Origin of the sequence: Halarchaeum salinum (genome assembly GCF_039520965.1) — an archaeon.
Taxonomy (GTDB): Archaea; Halobacteriota; Halobacteria; order Halobacteriales; family Halobacteriaceae; genus Halarchaeum; species Halarchaeum salinum.
Genome location: NZ_BAAABL010000042.1, coordinates 266,593 through 281,888, shown reverse-complemented (window position 1 = coordinate 281,888; position 15,296 = coordinate 266,593). Strand labels below are relative to the sequence as shown.

General features: G+C 68.9%; 15 protein-coding genes and 2 tRNA genes. 12 read left to right on the top strand and 5 right to left on the bottom strand.

All coding sequences use genetic code 11. The annotated features are described in order from the left end of the window. Positions 1–151: 151 nt before the first annotated feature. The 4 genes from ABDZ36_RS07270 (at position 152) to ABDZ36_RS07255 (ending at position 1,783) form a co-directional block, all read left to right on the top strand. Positions 152–730 carry an HNH endonuclease gene (locus ABDZ36_RS07270; protein ID WP_211311396.1) on the top strand — a complete coding sequence of 193 codons (579 nt, stop codon included), beginning with the start codon at positions 152–154 and terminating at the stop codon, positions 728–730. A 50-nt stretch (positions 731–780) separates the two neighbouring features. Then, positions 781–909, top strand: a tRNA-Glu gene (locus ABDZ36_RS07265). 83 nt (positions 910–992) lie between these two features. Then, complete coding sequence (locus ABDZ36_RS07260; RefSeq protein ID WP_211311395.1) at positions 993–1,361, top strand: hypothetical protein; 369 nt, start codon at positions 993–995, stop codon at positions 1,359–1,361. Continuing rightward, positions 1,358–1,783 (top strand): DUF5820 family protein, encoded by a 426-nt coding sequence (locus ABDZ36_RS07255; RefSeq protein ID WP_343749256.1) that lies wholly within the window; start codon positions 1,358–1,360, stop codon positions 1,781–1,783. Before ABDZ36_RS07260 ends, ABDZ36_RS07255 begins: the two co-directional genes overlap by 4 nt. Here the strand turns inward: ABDZ36_RS07255 and ABDZ36_RS07250 are convergent. After that, positions 1,755–2,240: an AAA family ATPase gene (locus ABDZ36_RS07250; protein ID WP_211311394.1), complete on the bottom strand. Its 486-nt coding sequence runs from the start codon at positions 2,238–2,240 to the stop codon at positions 1,755–1,757. The two genes, ABDZ36_RS07255 and ABDZ36_RS07250, sit on opposite strands and share 29 nt — an antisense overlap. Positions 2,241–2,332: 92 nt before the next feature. Here ABDZ36_RS07250 and ABDZ36_RS07245 point away from each other — a divergent pair, with 92 nt between their 5' ends. After that, complete coding sequence (locus ABDZ36_RS07245) at positions 2,333–2,779, top strand: UPF0179 family protein (RefSeq protein WP_211311393.1); 447 nt, start codon at positions 2,333–2,335, stop codon at positions 2,777–2,779. Here ABDZ36_RS07245 and ABDZ36_RS07240 read toward each other — a convergent pair. After that, positions 2,719–3,558: a M14 family metallopeptidase gene (locus ABDZ36_RS07240; RefSeq protein WP_211311392.1), complete on the bottom strand. Its 840-nt coding sequence runs from the start codon at positions 3,556–3,558 to the stop codon at positions 2,719–2,721. The genes ABDZ36_RS07245 and ABDZ36_RS07240 overlap by 61 nt on opposite strands. A gap of 97 nt (positions 3,559–3,655) precedes the next feature. Here ABDZ36_RS07240 and ABDZ36_RS07235 point away from each other — a divergent pair, with 97 nt between their 5' ends. From ABDZ36_RS07235 to ABDZ36_RS07220, 4 genes are all read left to right on the top strand, one after another. Next, positions 3,656–4,150: a DUF309 domain-containing protein gene (locus tag ABDZ36_RS07235; protein WP_211311391.1), complete on the top strand. Its 495-nt coding sequence runs from the start codon at positions 3,656–3,658 to the stop codon at positions 4,148–4,150. 49 nt (positions 4,151–4,199) lie between these two features. Further along, a tRNA-Leu gene (locus ABDZ36_RS07230) sits at positions 4,200–4,284 on the top strand. 150 nt (positions 4,285–4,434) lie between these two features. Further along, entirely contained in the window at positions 4,435–5,220 is a 786-nt protein-coding gene (locus tag ABDZ36_RS07225; protein WP_211311390.1) for an inositol monophosphatase family protein, read from the top strand. An 81-nt stretch (positions 5,221–5,301) separates the two neighbouring features. Then, the gene (locus tag ABDZ36_RS07220) at positions 5,302–6,417 is read left to right on the top strand and encodes a DUF63 family protein (protein WP_211311389.1); all 1,116 of its coding nucleotides are present in this window, start codon (positions 5,302–5,304) and stop codon (positions 6,415–6,417) included. Between the two features lie 175 nt (positions 6,418–6,592). Here the strand turns inward: ABDZ36_RS07220 and ABDZ36_RS07215 are convergent, their stop codons facing one another. The 3 genes from ABDZ36_RS07215 to ABDZ36_RS07205 all read right to left on the bottom strand — a co-directional run bounded on the left by ABDZ36_RS07215 (position 6,593) and on the right by ABDZ36_RS07205 (position 11,392). Further along, a complete protein-coding gene (locus ABDZ36_RS07215; protein WP_211311388.1) occupies positions 6,593–8,311 on the bottom strand; it encodes a YcaO-like family protein in 1,719 nt (572 codons plus the stop codon). 106 nt (positions 8,312–8,417) lie between these two features. Beyond that, the gene (gene tbsP, locus ABDZ36_RS07210) at positions 8,418–9,236 is read right to left on the bottom strand and encodes a transcriptional regulator TbsP (RefSeq protein WP_211311387.1); all 819 of its coding nucleotides are present in this window, start codon (positions 9,234–9,236) and stop codon (positions 8,418–8,420) included. Positions 9,237–9,472: 236 nt separating this feature from the next. Further along, positions 9,473–11,392 (bottom strand): hypothetical protein, encoded by a 1,920-nt coding sequence (locus tag ABDZ36_RS07205; protein ID WP_211311386.1) that lies wholly within the window; start codon positions 11,390–11,392, stop codon positions 9,473–9,475. A 126-nt stretch (positions 11,393–11,518) separates the two neighbouring features. Here ABDZ36_RS07205 and glyA point away from each other — a divergent pair, with 126 nt between their 5' ends. From glyA to ABDZ36_RS07190, 3 genes are all read left to right on the top strand, one after another. Then, the gene (gene glyA / locus ABDZ36_RS07200; RefSeq protein ID WP_211311385.1) at positions 11,519–12,766 is read left to right on the top strand and encodes a serine hydroxymethyltransferase; all 1,248 of its coding nucleotides are present in this window, start codon (positions 11,519–11,521) and stop codon (positions 12,764–12,766) included. A gap of 350 nt (positions 12,767–13,116) precedes the next feature. After that, positions 13,117–14,010, top strand: coding sequence for a tetrahydrofolate dehydrogenase/cyclohydrolase catalytic domain-containing protein (locus ABDZ36_RS07195; RefSeq protein WP_211311384.1), 894 nt, complete (start codon positions 13,117–13,119; stop codon positions 14,008–14,010). Between the two features lie 56 nt (positions 14,011–14,066). After that, entirely contained in the window at positions 14,067–15,020 is a 954-nt protein-coding gene (locus ABDZ36_RS07190; RefSeq protein ID WP_211311383.1) for an alpha/beta hydrolase, read from the top strand. Positions 15,021–15,296: the final 276 nt, after the last annotated feature.

Genomic DNA, 15,296 nt, shown 5'->3' with positions numbered 1-15,296 from the left:
GAATACGTCCAATACACGGTAGTTCTTGTCAGACAGCGTGAACAGCTATCGGGACGCCGACTGGCTCCGCAAGCAGTACGTCGAGCGCGGGCGGACGCAACGCGAGATCGCCGACGCATGCGACGTCACGCCGCGCACGATCCGGCGCTAGATGGCCCGCCACGGCATCGAGGCGCGCGAAATCGCGGGCGAGAGCCACGGGCTGTACGGGTGCGAACGCGACGACGAGGTGCGCGAGCGGATCGCCGAGACGATGGCGGGGCGGGAGTTCGACGCCGCGACGCGCGAGAAGCTCGCCGACGCGAAACGCGGGACGACGGTCCCGGACGACGTGCGCGAGCGGATCGGCGACTCATTGGCCGGCCGGACGAAGAGCGCGACGACGCGAAAGCGGATGAGCGAGGGACGGACGGGCGAGCAGAACCATCGGTGGAAGGGCGGCACGGACTGGAGCTACGGCGCGGGGTGGCGGGCCGTTCGAGACGCGGCGCGCGAGCGCGACGAAGTTTGTCAGATCTGTGGCGCAGATGGGGACGATGCGCGTCTTGAGATGCATCACATCGTACCCGTTCGGCTGTTCGCAGACGCCGACGAGTACGAAAAGACGGACGTCCACTTCCTCGAAAACGTCGTCCTCCTCTGCGCCTCCTGCCACCGCCGGACGGAGCGTGGCAAGCTACCATGGTACGCGCCACCAGATACAATACCCGACCAAATTGGTGAGATTTAAGTCCGTGCCGGGATTTGCTTCGAATGAGTCGGGACGTGTCCCGACGGCACGCTCGGTTGGTGTAGTCCGGCCAATCATGTTGGCCTTTCGGGAAAAATTCAGCCGGTTTCGTGGTGAAACGAACCGTCTGAGTTTTTCGAAGAGAGCCGACGACCAGGGTTCAAATCCCTGACCGAGCATTACTCTGCGGAGCGACGTGACATCGAGAAGCGACAGCAGAAGCTCCCGAGCCTTTTCGTCGTTCGCACCCGTCGGTGGATCGATGCCCTCCACGTCCGCCCTTCGCCACCTCGTCAACCTCTGGTTCGCGTGCTCGCTCCTCCTCGCGGGGCTCGTGATGCGGGTCGCCGCACCGGTTGTCGGAACGATGAACGCGCCGTTCGTGAACGCCGCCGTGGCGGCGGGAGTCGCGCTCGTCGCGCACGCCAGCGAACCCGGATTGCGCAGCGGGCCGGTGTGGTCACTCGCGCTCCTGACGTTCGGCGGGTTCGTGCTCGCACAGACGCTCGCGGGTGCGGTCGGCCTGCCGGCAGAGTCGCCTGCTGTCTCGGCGTGCTGCTGGGTCGTCGCGTTCGTGAGCGCGCTTGCGGTGCTGACGGCTCGGGAGGTAGCGTGGCTGGACGACCCGTGACCGACAGCGATTACCGGCGTGGCGGCGCAGTCCCGTCCATGGCGCTCGCGGACCTCCCCGACGACTGGGCGGTGTGGCACGACGACGGCGGCCGTCTCGTTCTCGTCTTCCGCCCGGACGTCTTCGAGGGCGAGGCGTACGACCCGGCCCGACTCCCGACGCTCTACGTCTCGACGCGCGCGCCGGACGTCCCGATGCGTCGCGGGGGCGAGCGGAGCGACGGGTGGCACGTCGCATGCACGCTCGAACCGGAGGTCCGCGTCCACGAACTGGAGTCGGCCCACGAGACGCGCGCGGCAGCCGTCGAGGCCGCTGTCGAGGCCGCCCAACGGTTCTCGCGGGGTGCGGTCGACCTCGACGACGTGTACGCGACGCAACCCCCCGAGACGTACCTCAGCCGTCTTGACGAGCTAACGGGCTGATCGCGCGTCCGCGGCGGAGGTGGTACCACTCGCGAACGCGGGCCTCCAAGAGGTCGAGTGCGGTCCCGATCGGAAGGATCTCCGTGTCGAGCACGAAGTCGGCGTCTGGTGGCTCGTCCTCGAGCGCACTGTACACTGCGTCAACACCCGTGCGACCGATCCCGTCGCGCTCCCAGTCGCGTCGGCGGCAGGTGTCGCGGTCGGCGATGACGTGGACGAGGCGGACGTCGTCGAGGCTGCGAAAGCGTTCGCGCCACGCAGGCCGGTGGAAGGTCCCATCGACGATGCAGTCGCGTGGTGCACATGCACGCTCGTAGAGGCGCTCGTAGGTGTGTCGGGTGTAGGCGTCCGAATGATAGACGGCACAGCCGACACCGCGGCGTGCGAGGTGCCACTGGAGGCGCGTGGCGAGCGTGCTCTTCCCCGCGCCTGGTGGCCCGCAGAGTAGGAGACGCACGGACGGGCGTGCGACCCGTCGACCAAAAAGCGATGGGGCCAACCCGGCCGGCGGACGGGAGGCTTAACAGCCCGGAGACCGATTTCACACCTATGATAACGCTCCTCGGGACGGCGCTCGCTGACGAGGGCACCGAGTTCGTCTATCGGGGCGAATCGGACGCCTGCGAGGGCTGCCCGTACCGAAAGCAGTGTCTCACGCTGGAGGCGGGCGTCCGCTACGAGGTGACGGACGTCCGCGACGGCGGGCAGACGCTCGACTGTGCGGTCCACGACGGCGGCGTCCGCGCCGTCGAAGTCGAACCCGCGTCGATCACGGCCGCGGTGCCGTCGAAGGGCGCGTACGCGGGGAGCAAGGGAAAACTCGCGGGGCCGTGTCCGCACGTCGACTGTCCGGGCCACGAGTACTGCGTACCGAAGGGTGCGGAGTTCGACGCGGAGTACAAGATCGACGAGATCGGCGGCGACCCACCACAGGATTACTGCGCGCTCGACCGGGAGCTCACACTCGTGGAGTTCGCGCCCTCGGAGGGCGACTGACCGATGTTCGGCGCGGGTTCGCCCTCGTAGCCGAACTGGTTCTCGTAGCCGTACGGCGAGAGGAGGACGGGCCAGAACGACTCGTCGGCGACGAGCGGGTCGCCGTCCGCGGCCGCGAAGGTCTCGCCTTCCTCGACTTCCTGAAAGTTCTCGGCGAACACCTCGTACTCGTCGGCCGGCGGTTTCGGGATCGGATCGCCCATCCGGAACGTCGGGATCTCGCGTGGTACGGTGTCGCCGGGGAGCACGTCCATGACGGTGAGGAACTCCCGTGCAAGCGTGTACGCGTTCTCTGCTGCGGTCTCGGTTCCTTGGAGGCCAGCTTCGACCTCAACGATGTCGGCGTCCGCGGCGAACAGCCGGCCGCCGCCGAACTCCTCGACGTCGACGAGGGTGGCGACGGAGAGCCGCGGGACGACCGTCTGGACGTGTTCTTGTCGGCCGTCGGAGACGGCGAACGGGTCGGCGTGACTCTGCGTCGAGTGGATCGAGAGCGCGGTCGTCCCCTCGATCTCGGCGGCGAGCGATTCGGCGAGTCGGCGCTCGTGGGCGTCCTCGGGAGTGTCCGCACCGAACGCGCGGTTCAGATCGGCGTCGACGTAGCGGACGCCGCGTTCGAGCGCGCGCTCGTTCGCGACGACGAGCTTCACAGGCCGTTTGACGTCCGGCTCGTCGGCTTCGAGGCGTTCGATGGCGCGGACCCCGCAGGGCTCGTCGCCGTGGATGCCACCGACGACGGACACCTCGGGCGTGCCCTCACCCAGTTGGACTACACGCATTTGGCCACGATAGGCGGCCCGTGCTCAAGTCGCCTTCGGCGGCCACCTCACCGACACGGTTAGGACCTGTGCGCCGGTACCGTCGCGCGAACGCACCGTGGACGACCACACCCGCGACGACGACGTCGCCCCACCGATCGGCAACTCGCCCGCTGGCTGGGCACGCGAGCGCCGCGCGTCGAACGGCTGGGAACACGGGACGCTCCGTCGCGCGGTCGTCCACGGCATCCGGCTGTACAACGCGGGCGCGTACCACGCCGCCCACGACTGCTTCGAGGCCGAGTGGTACAACTACGGCAGCGGCACCACGGAGAGCGCATTCCTCCACGGGCTCGTGCAGGTCGCCGCGGGCGCGTACAAGCACGTCGATTTCGAGGACGATGCGGGGATGCGCTCGCTGTTCGGGACGGCCCGGCAGTACCTCGCGGGCGTGCCCATCGACTACTACGGCGTCGATGTCCGCAACGTCCGCGAGATGCTCGACGCCGCGCTCGACGACCCCGCCGAACTCGACGGCTGGCGCATCGCGCTCGACGGCGAGCGCCCCGTCGCGGACGAGCGCGATCGCGCGTACGCCGAGCGCGTCGAGTGAGCGCGAATCGGGGCGTTAATACCGTCCCGGATCCACCCACCGAGTGCGCGCGAGGGTAGCCAAGCTCGGCCAACGGCGACGGACTCAAGATCCGTTCCTGTAGAGGTTCGAGGGTTCGAATCCCTTCCCTCGCACGTCACGGTGCGGCGACGCACCTATCGTGCGGAAGTCCAGGACGGACTTCCCTCGCACAACCTTCCTTCCGACCCACTCGCGCAGTCACGACTCGGTCGACGTCGACCGACGACCCGAACCCCTTTGACCGCCGCGCGGGACTCACCGATATGGACGATCAGACGGCCGTCGCGGAGGCGGCGGCGACGGCTGGCGCGGAGGTCGCACTCAACGGCTTCCGCACGGAGATGGACGTCGAGACGAAGGACGGGAAGACCGACGTGGTGACGACGTTCGACCGGAACGCACAGCGCGCGGTCATTGACGTGATCCGGGAGTCGGACGCGGCGGTCGCGATCGTCGGCGAGGAGGAGGACGAACTGAAGGAGATCCCCGCGTCGGGGCCGTGCTGGGTGATCGACCCGATCGACGGGACGAACAACTTCGTCCGCGAGGTGCCGATCTGGGCGACGAGCGTCGCGGCGGTCGTGGACGGCGAGGCACGCGCGGCGGCGAACGTCCTGCCGGCGCTCGACGACGTCTACGTGACCGACAGCGAGGGGACGACGCTGAACGGCGAGCCGGTTTCGGTGAGCGCGGCGAGCGACCCCGAGACGTTCATGGTCGCGCCCACGCTCCGGTGGTCGCGCACCTCGGCCGATCGCCTCGGGGAGCTCTGCGCGGAGATCGTCACCGACTTCGGCGACCTCCGGCGTTTCGGGAGCGCGCAGGTGACGCTGTCGATGGTCGCGGCGGGGCAGATCGAGGCTGCGGTGTCGGCCGAACCGAGTCACCCGTGGGACACCGTCGCGGGCGTCGCGATGGTGCGCGCGGCCGGCGGGACGGTGACGGACGTTCGTGGCGAGCGGTGGACGCCGGAGGCGATGGGGCTCGTCGCGTCGAACGGCGAGGCACACGACGCGCTCGTCGAGACGACGCGGACGGCGCTGGAGTGAGCGGGGACGGACGCATGCGCCGCGGCGGGCGCGTCGATAGCGACCGGAATTAGTAAGGGACGCCTCGCCCCTGTACTCGCCATGAAGTTTCCGGAGACGGACGCGGAGCGGGCGTGGACGGCGATCCTCGGCGTCGGCCTCGTCGCGCTCGTCGGGGGATCGCTCGTCTTCCCGGATCGCGTCTACGGCGGATTCATCTGGCACTACTTCTGGGGGCCGGTGTACGCGGACGCGCACAGCGCCGCGTGTGCCGTGTGGAACGGTGGGGCGCAAACGCTCCTCTACGAGAACGCGCGGTGTGCGACGGCGTCGGGGATCGTCGCCGAACCCGGCTACACGCTCGTCTCCGAGGTCGGATACGCGCTCACGCTCGTCTTCATGCTCGCGGGCGTCGTCTTTCTCATCCGGCGGCTCCGCGTCGGCGAGGAGTACACCTTCCTCTACGCGCTCTTCCCGTTCGTGCTGTTCGGCGGCGCGCTCCGCGTCGTCGAGGACGCTAACGACACGGGCGCAGCGGCGCTCGACTATCCGCTGAATGCACTCCTGATCAGCCCGGTGATCTACTTCACCGTCTTCGCGTTGACGCTCGCCGCACTCCTCCTCGCGGTGTGGCTCGCGCGCTCCGGCCACACCGCGGGCTACGAGCGCCCGCTGTTTGCCTTCGGTGCGGCGTTCCTCGGCGTGACGCTCGCGTATCTCGGCTCGCTCGTCGTCACCGACCCTGCGGTGTCCTTCCACCCGGTGTTCACGGTCCTGACGTACGCCATCGCGCTCGCCGTCACCGCTGCGGACTACTGGCTGCTCACCCGGTACGCGCCGGGCGTCCTCGCCGGATCTGGGCTCGCGGGCGCAGTCGTGATCTTCGGCCACGTCGTCGACGGCGCGTCGAACGTCCTCGCACTCGACTTCGGGAAGGAGCTCGGCCTCCCGTACGACCTCACGCCGAAACACCCGGTCAATCAGTTCATCGTCGAATTCACACGCGGGACGCTCCCACACACGGTGACGGAGACGATCGGGGCGGCGTGGCCGTTCCTCCTCGTGAAGATCCTCGCCGCGACGTTCGTCGTCTCGCTCTTCGATCGGCGGATGTACGAGGAGAACCCGCGTTACACGGTGTTGTTACTCGTCGCCGTGCTCGCCGTCGGCCTCGGGCCCGGCACGCGGGATATGTTGCGTGCGACGTTTGGGGTGTAGGCGGGGCCAAGCGAAGCGAGGGCCCGCCGAACACGCGAGCGGGAGGGAGCAGCGCGAGCGACACGCGAGCGACTCGAAGAGTCGGACGACCACGCGAGCGGGGAGGTACGACCCGTGAGCAGGCAGCGTGACGGGTCGTATCGTCAGGAGCGACGTGACGGACACCCCGACCCACTCAGGGGAATGGGTGGTGTCGCCGTTCGAGGCGCGCCTCGAACCCGAGATCGGCGGGCACGTCGCGGGCGCGCGCCCCGAAGTAGGCGTCGCCGAAGAAGAGCGGTTGGGCGTCGGGAACGAGCACGCGGACGGCGCAAAAGCCGACGTCGTCGACGTCGCGCGTGGTGAGGTCTGTCGCGTAGGCATCGAGGCCGGCGTCGGCCGCGCGCTCGACGACGGCATCGAGTTCGGCGACCCCGTCGGAAACCGTGTCGGGACCGACGTCCGCGGCGTCGACGACCGCGTCGGTGTCGAGGAAGTCGCGGGCTTCGCGGGGGAAGGCGGCGTAGTCGCCGATCGCGCCCTGTTCGTTCGCCGCGCGCTCGCGGCCCATGTCGCGGAGTTCGATCCAGTTCTGAATCGCCTCGCAGAGCGCGCTCCGGGCGGCGTCGGTGGCGTCGAGCGACGCGGCGCTCCCGAGCGCGAAGCGCGGCCACTCGTCCTCGCGGTGGACGGCGACGGCGACGACAGGCACGTCGACGTCGACGGTACAGAGGAGCGCCGTCACGTCCAGTCCCTCCGCGCCGACGCGGCGCGCGAGCGTCCGGTACGCCTCGTCGTCAACGGCGAGTTCCAGCGGGTCGATCGTCGAGTACCAGGTGAGCATCGTCGCGTCGCGCTCGATCGTCTCGTAGAGCCCCGAGAGCTGCGCCTCGACGGGGTCGTTCCCGAGACCGAGCCCGGTCGTGAGCGCGGGCCGATGGGTCTCCTCGGGCGGCGGGAAGTGGACGAACTCGGCGGGGAGGAGCGCCTCGGTTTCGTCGCCGAGGGAGACGCCGGGGACGAACCGGAGCGCGTCGTCGCGCGAGAGCGCGGGCGCGTCGTCGGGGCGGACGAACGCGTCGGGTGCGAGCGCGTCCGGGTGCGTCGGTTTGGCGAGCGCGAAGTCGCCCTCCCGGGAGACGGCAGCGCAGTAGCGTTCGAGGCCCTCACCGACGGCCTTCACGAAGGCGGCGTCCCACTCGAGGCCGACGCCGGCGGCGAGACCCTGGCTGTCCGCGCCGCCGAGCACCGCAGTATCGCAGGTCGTCGCGAGGTAGTACGGCGCGGGGTACGTCTCGCGCTCGCCGACCTCGGTGACGAGGCCGACGCGGTCGTCGGTCGCGTGCTCGGCTTTCGTAGCGGCGGCGTCGAGGGGTGTCTCCCCGCCCTCGCGGCCGGGATCGCCATAGCGCTCGAACGCCGTGCAGTCGCAGAACGGCGCGGGTGCGAACGTCCGCTCCGCGTGTGGGACCTCGATCGTGGTTCCACCGAGGGGAGTGCCGTCGAGCAGGTCGATCGCGCGTTTTCCCGCGAGCGCGCCCGCGTACCGGACGCTCGAACGCGCGGCGTTCGGCTCCGCGGTCGTGTCGGGGTCGCCTGCGGCCACACGACGTTCGAGACAGGCGAAACAGCCCGAGTCGGGCGTGAAAGCGGTGACGGCGGCGTCCACGCCCTCGATCCGGTGCCCGCCGATACCGCCGATCTCGACGGCGAGCCACGGCGTTCCGCTTCGTCGCGCGCGGGTGTTCGCGGCGGCGAAGCCATCGCTTCCGGCGAGACCGACGACGACGGCGACGTCGACGTTCGTGATCGCATCGAGTTCGGTGCCGCCAGCGGCGAAGCCGGCGTCGTCGAGCGCCGCGGTCGCGGCGTCGGCCGCCGCACCATTCCCGGCGACGGCGTACGTCCGTGTCATACTCGTTCGATCGGCGCGAGTGCAGCAAAAAACGGCCGGTTCGGCTGGTCACTCGGGTTGCGGGGACAGCATCGGCTGGTCGGACGGGTTGCAGAGCGGGCGAGAATCAGGCGAGGAGCGTCTGTGCGACGTCCGCGAGCTCCGTCGGCGTCGCGTCCTGGAGGCGCTCGTCGGCGAGCGTGAGGCGGAGGCGCGGGCGGCCCACGTCGATCGGGACCTTCTCGGTGTCGATGAGCCCGGCATCTTCAAGGGCCGTCTTGGTGCGGCTGAACGTCGCTTTCGAGGCGACGCCGACGTCCTCGCCCCACTTCGAGATGTCGTAGAGGAGGACGCGGTTCTTCGCGGCGACGAGGAGGCTCACCGTCACCTCATCGAGCCCGTGGCCGTCGCCGCGCGCGGTCTCCATCGCGTCGAGGACGCCCGCGAAGTCCGCCTCGACGTCGGGGTCGATCTCGGTCGCGAGCGTCTCCCGAACGCGCGAGATGGCGGGCGTCCGCAGGGTGAACGCGTCGGCGGCGTCCCACTCCGCCTCGCGCGCTGCTCGGGCGGTCGCGACGAACGCCTCGTCGTCAGTGGCGAGGCCGGCCGTCTGATCGTCCGCCTCGACGAGCGCGACGAGTCGGTCGTCGGTGAGGAGCAGCGAGGAGCGCGAGAGGTCGTCGCTCGTCCGGATCGAGAGCCCGTCGAGTTCGACGAGATCGGCGGCGCGGCTCGCGATAAGGAAATCGTCCATCACGTCCTTCAGCAAGCGGCCGTCGGCCAGCAGGCTCGTCTCCGGGATCGGCCCCTCGGCGGCTGCCGCGGCGTCGACGAAGCGCTCGATGGTCCGCCCCGACGGGTTGACCATCAGAAGGCGGTCGGGATCGGCGTCGAAGAGGGCCCCCACGATCCCCTCGACGGTCGTCCCGAGTGGGTTCGTTGTCATATCTGCGTCGGACTACGATAGACCGGCATATATGATTTTATCCCGAAACGGATGAATGAATGTCGGTCGGTGTCCGGTCGACGCGGACACTGGCCGGTCCGTCCACCGCTAGGATGAGCGACGGCCCACGCCTCACAGGGCGTCGCGGACCTCGTCGGACCACCGGAGTTCGCCGTCGTAGATCGTCGGTGCGTCGGCCGTCTCGAGGAACGACTGGGCGTCGGCCCGCGAGAGAGTCACCGTCGTCTCGTTCCCGTGGAGACGTCGCTCGACGCCCAACGGGGTCGAGAGTCGATACGCGCTCCCGTGCGCGCGCGCGGCGATCGCTCGTCGTACGTGACAGAGACGCGATCGTCGCCGACGTGCTCGACGTCGAGCGTCACGGAGGGGGCGTGCTCACGTCCGGTGACGACGTGCGTCCCGTCACCGACGACCGCGTACTCTTTGCCCATCGCGATCCGTCGACGCGCGAGGCGGAGCGCGCGCCCGATCCCGAACCCCGCGACGAGGAGGCGGGCGAACGCCGTGCCGACGCGCGCGGCCTGTTCGTCCAGCACCTTACGGAACGTCACCGCGCCCGCGACACTCCCCCGTTCGACGAGCGCGAGCCCCTCGTGGTAGGAGCCACACGCGTTCAGGAAGAACGTCCGCGCGTTCGAGGTGTCGAGATCCGTGGCGGCGAGCGCCCCGTCCGTACAGCGCAACCCGTCGACTTCGCAGTGGCCGATGTAGTGGACGAAGTCGTGGTGTCGCTCGAAGACGGCGGCGAGTTCCGCGCGCGTCAGGTCTTCTTCGAGCGTCACGTCCATCGGGACGTCGACGGCGCGCTCGCGGTAGATCTCGGCGACGCGGGCGTGCTCGCTCGCCATGGCCGCGTCGTTGAGGACGACGGCGACGGAGAGCGGGGCGTCCCCGGTGGAGCGTGTACGGTCGTTCGCGTACGCCTCGGGCGTCGTCTTGAACGCATCGATGGGCGTCCCGTCGGCCAACCACCCGTGCGCGCGGCCGTCCCGGAGGCGTGGTTGGACGACGTCGACGGCCGCACTCGCGCCCGACGAGTCGTCCCGGTAGAACGCATCGAGCGAGCGCTTCAGCAGCTCCCGTCCGTCGAGTTCCGTGCTCTCCGGCGGGTAAATGTGGCCGAGTCGATCGAGAACCGCGGGGAGCGTGCGGGCGTGCTCGACGGTCGGTTCGACGTACATCGACAGGGGCCACTCCGGGAGCGTGTCGCGAACTCCGTCGTACGCGACGTCGAGGTATGTGCAGAGGCGCGCGTCGATCGGTCGATCGAACGTCGCGGCCGCGTCGATGCCGAGCCGATCGAGGAGCGCCGTCTCGGCAGTCGGTCGGTCCGCGGCCGCGAGGCGGACGAGGGTATCGAGCCAGAAGGCCCGTTCGAGGAGCGCGGCGGCGTCGCGTGCGGGGTCAGTGAGTTCGCGCTCGATGCCCACGTCGGGTGCGTGGACGCGCGGCGTCGCGATCGTCGCAACGCGGACGGACGCGGAGCAGTAGTACGCCAGCGGTGCAACGGCGAACAGCGCCCCGAGGTCGGGCGGGGCGACGATTTCGACGCCAGTGTCCGGACCGTCGGTGGTGACGGTCGTCGCGTCGCACGCCGGGTCGAACGCGAGAGCGGGCGGCCGACCGCGCATCGCGGGCGCGGAGCGAGCGGCGGTCGTCGTCCCGTGTGCGCCGCCGAACGCCTCGATCGCGGCGGCGACCCCCGTCGGAGTCGGCGGGACGGTGACCGTTCGCTCGGCCCGGGCGTCGGCGCGAAACCCCAGCGTGAGATTGCGCTGATCCGGAAACGTGAGCGCGACGCCGGGGTCGCGCCCGCGGTGTGCGACGGTGGCCGGTCCGTCGAACCGGAGGAACGTGGTGACGGCGGCGTCGGTGGCGAGAAGGTACGAGCCGTCGCCGAGCGTCGATTCGCCGCTATCGAGACCGATCCGATCCCCGGTGACGGTCTCGACGAGCGCGACCGGCGTCGCCGGAAGGGCGAGGCTGCTCGCCGTCCCGGTCGTCGCGGTGTCGACGCGGTGTGGGAGCTCGCGGGCGTCCCCGCCGGGACGCCAGTCGGGCGCTCGGACGGCGACCCCCCGATCCGCGCCGTCGGTGACTTTGAACCCATCACTCGTCGCCTCGTACGCTAGCACGTCTCAGTAAACAACGACAGCGATCGGATAGATCTATCGCGACCGGCAGTTCGAATGACATCTCTTGCGTCGTCCACCTCCATCCAAGTCGGGTAGTTTAAGCCCGATGCGCTGGCTCTACTCAGCATGAGCTACGACCGAGTCCGGGCGGTCGACGAGCCGGTCGCGGACGCCCTCGCGGACGAGCGCCAGCGTCAGCGCGATACACTGGCGATGATCGCAAGCGAGAACCACGTTAGCGAAGCCGTCCTCGCCGCCCAGGGGAGCGAACTCACGAACAAGTACGCCGAGGGGTATCCCGGCGAGCGCTACTACGGCGGTTGTGCGTACGCCGACGAGGTCGAGGAACTCGCAATCGAGCGCGCGAAGGACCTCTGGGGTGCCGAGCATGTCAACGTCCAACCCCACTCGGGGTCGTCGGCGAACATGGCCGTCTACCTCGCCGTGCTCGAACCCGGCGACAAGATCCTCTCCCTCGATCTGACACACGGCGGGCACCTCTCGCACGGTCACGACGTCAACTTCGCGGGCAAACTCTACGACGTCACCCATTACGAGGTCGACGCCGAGACCGGCCGCCTCGACTACGAGTCGATCGCGCGCAAAGCCGAGAAGACCAACCCGGACATCATCGTCTCCGGCTTCTCCGCCTACCCCCGGCAGGTTGACTGGAAGGCGATCCAAGAGGCCGCCGACAATGTCGGTGCTTACCACATGGCGGACATCGCACACATCACGGGCCTCGTTGCCGCTGGCGAACATCCGAGTCCTGTCGGCATCGCCGACTTCGTCACCGGTTCGACGCACAAGACGATCCGCGCCGGCCGCGGCGGCATCATCATGTGCGGCGAGGAGTACGCCGATGCCATCGACACCGCCGTCTTCCCCGGGCTCCAGGGCGGCCCCCTCATGCACAACGTCGCCGGCAAGGCCGTCGGCTTCGGCGAAGCCCTCGACCCCGCGTTCAACGAGTACGCCGCGCAGGTCGTGAAGAACGCAGACGTGCTTGGCGAGGCGCTCCAGGAGAACGGCTTCTCGCTCGTCTCCGGTGGCACCGACACCCACCTCGTCCTCGTGGACCTCCGCAAGTCGCACCCGGACGTCACGGGCAGCGACGCCGAGGAGGCCCTCGAGGAGGTCGGCATCGTGCTCAACGGGAACACCGTCCCGGGCGAGACGCGCACACCGTTCAACCCGTCGGGCATCCGCGCCGGCACCCCCGCGCTCACGACGCGCGGATTCGAGGCGGCGGAGATGCAGCAGGTCGGCGACCTCATCACACGCGTCGTCGACAATCTCGGTGATACTGAGGTCTACGCCGATGTCGCCGCGGAGGTCCAAGAGCTCTGCGACGCCCATCCGCTCTACGAGTAGCGAGGCCCGACAGCCTTGAGGGACGTGACCGCGAAGAGCGAATCAGGGACAACGGACGACATACCGAGATCGCTGAAGTCCGCGTCGTGCTAGCAACGACGACGGGAACGTTCTGTCTCCACACGTCTTCCGCCGACGGACATCGCCGTGACTGACGCAGTCGCGGGGACGCTGTTCGCGGCAGCGGTGTCGTCGTCGGCTACGCGCTCCTTGCGGGCACCGTCCTGAACCGCGTGCTTGAACGCGAACTCGCGTGAGACATTCCACAACCGTGCATATCTACTGATCGTATTCCTCAGACATAAGCATGTATCCGTGGTGTTAAAGGAGTGCGGGGCGGAGCTACGAGTATGACGCACGTCGTAGACGGGAACGCGGTCGCCGAGGACGTCCGTGACGGCCTGAGCGACGCCATCGGGACGCTGAAGGCGGAGGGTGTCAAGCCCGGGCTCGCCACGGTGTTGATGAGCGACGACGACGCCTCCGCGACCTACGTCTCGATGAAGCAGCGGGACTGCGAGGAGGTCGGTATCGAGGGCATCCACGTCGAGATTGACCCCGACGCGCCCGCCGAGGAACTCTACGAGACGATCGACGACCTGAACACCGACCCCAACGTCCACGGTATCCTCGTCCAGCTCCCCGTGCCGGACCATGTGGACGACCGCGAGGTGCTGCGCCGGATCGACCCCACGAAGGACGTCGATGGTTTCCACCCGGAGAACGTCGGGCGACTCGTCGCCGGGAACGCGCGCTTCAAGCCCTGCACGCCACACGGCGTTCAGAAGCTCCTCGCCTCAGCGGATGTCGAGACGGACGGGAAAGATGTTGTCGTCGTCGGTCGCTCCGACATCGTCGGCAAGCCGCTCGCGAACCTCTTCGTCCAGCGCGGCGAGGGCGGTGACGCCACTGTCACGGTCTGTCATTCCCACACTGCCGATCTCGAATCGCACACCTCACGAGCGGATATCGTCGTCGCAGCCGCGGGCGTCCCCGAGTTCATCGACGGCACGATGCTCAAGGAGGGCGCGACCGTCGTCGACGTCGGGACGAACCGCGTCGACGCGGACACCGAAAAGGGCTACCGGCTCACCGGCGACGTGGACTTCGAGAGCGCAAAGCCGGTCGCGGACGTCATCACGCCCTCCCCCGGTGGCGTGGGCCCGATGACGCGTGCGATGCTCCTCTACAACACCGTGAAGGCCGCGAGCGACCTCGCGGACGTGGACGTCTCGCTCCCGTAGCGCCTCTCCTCCACTCCCACCGTACCTTTTTCGTCGGGGCCCGCGAGACCCGACCCATGGCGGACGAACCGAGCGCCGACGTACGGTCGGTGCTGGACCACCTATCGGATATGGATCGACCCGAGACGCACGAGCTCTCTCCCAAGCGGGCGCGCGAGGCTGCGCGCGAACTCGGAGCTGACGACCCGGTCGTCGAAGTTGGTACTGTCACCGAGCGGGTGATCTCCGGCCCGTCACGCGGCATCCCGATCCGGGTCTACGAGCCCGCAAGCGACGGGCCCTCCCCCGCTGTCGTTTTCTTCCACGGCGGCGGGTTCGTCTATGGTGACTTCGATACCCACGACCCGGTCTGCCGGCACCTAACGAACGACGCGGATGTTGCAGTCATAAGCGTCGACTACCGTCTCGCGCCCGAACACCCGTTCCCCGCGGCGGTCGAGGATGCGTACGCTGCCACCGAATGGATCGCCGCGAACGCCGACGCGCTGGCGGCAGACGTCGATGGGGAGCGTCTCGCCGTCGCCGGCGACTCCGCGGGCGGTAACCTCGCGGCGGTCGTCGCGCTCGCCGCGCGTGATCGCGGCGGTCCTGAGATCCGCCATCAGGCGCTCGTCTACCCGGTGACGGACTTCCGCGCGAGCGAGACGTACCCCTCGTACGAGGAGAACGGCGAGGATTACTACCTCAGCGCGGCGGACATGGCGTACTTCCGCGATCACTACCTCGACTCATGGGTCCACCCAACCAACCCTTACTGCTCGCCGCTCGCGGCGTCGAGCCACGCCGACCTCCCGCCGGCGACTCTCGTCACCTGCGGGTTCGACCCGCTGTGCGACGAGGGGATCGCGTACGCCGAGTCGCTCGACGCAGCCGGTACGCCCGTGACGCACCGCCACTACGGCGACCTCATCCACGGCGTCGTCAACATGGTCGCCCCGCCGCTGGACGTCACGGGCGGTCGCGAAATCATCGAGGACATCGCGACCGATCTCCGGGAGGCACTAGACTGACATCAGTTGCCGCCGACCGCGACCCCCGACGCACCTCGTCGGCGAGGCGTTCGGCGTGTTCCAACCGGGGCTCGCGGGCGTCGGCGCGCGAGACGGGCGCGCGGCCGTCCATTGCGTGCGTCGCCGGTTCGTAGGCCTCGACGTCGAAGCCCATGAGATCGAGGTAGGACGTCACCGCGGTCGAGGCCATCGTCGACGACCCAGTACTCGACTTCGATGCTTCGACGGATCAGTTCGGTGTCTGTTGACACGGTTGTTCGGATGGCGGTCGTCGCG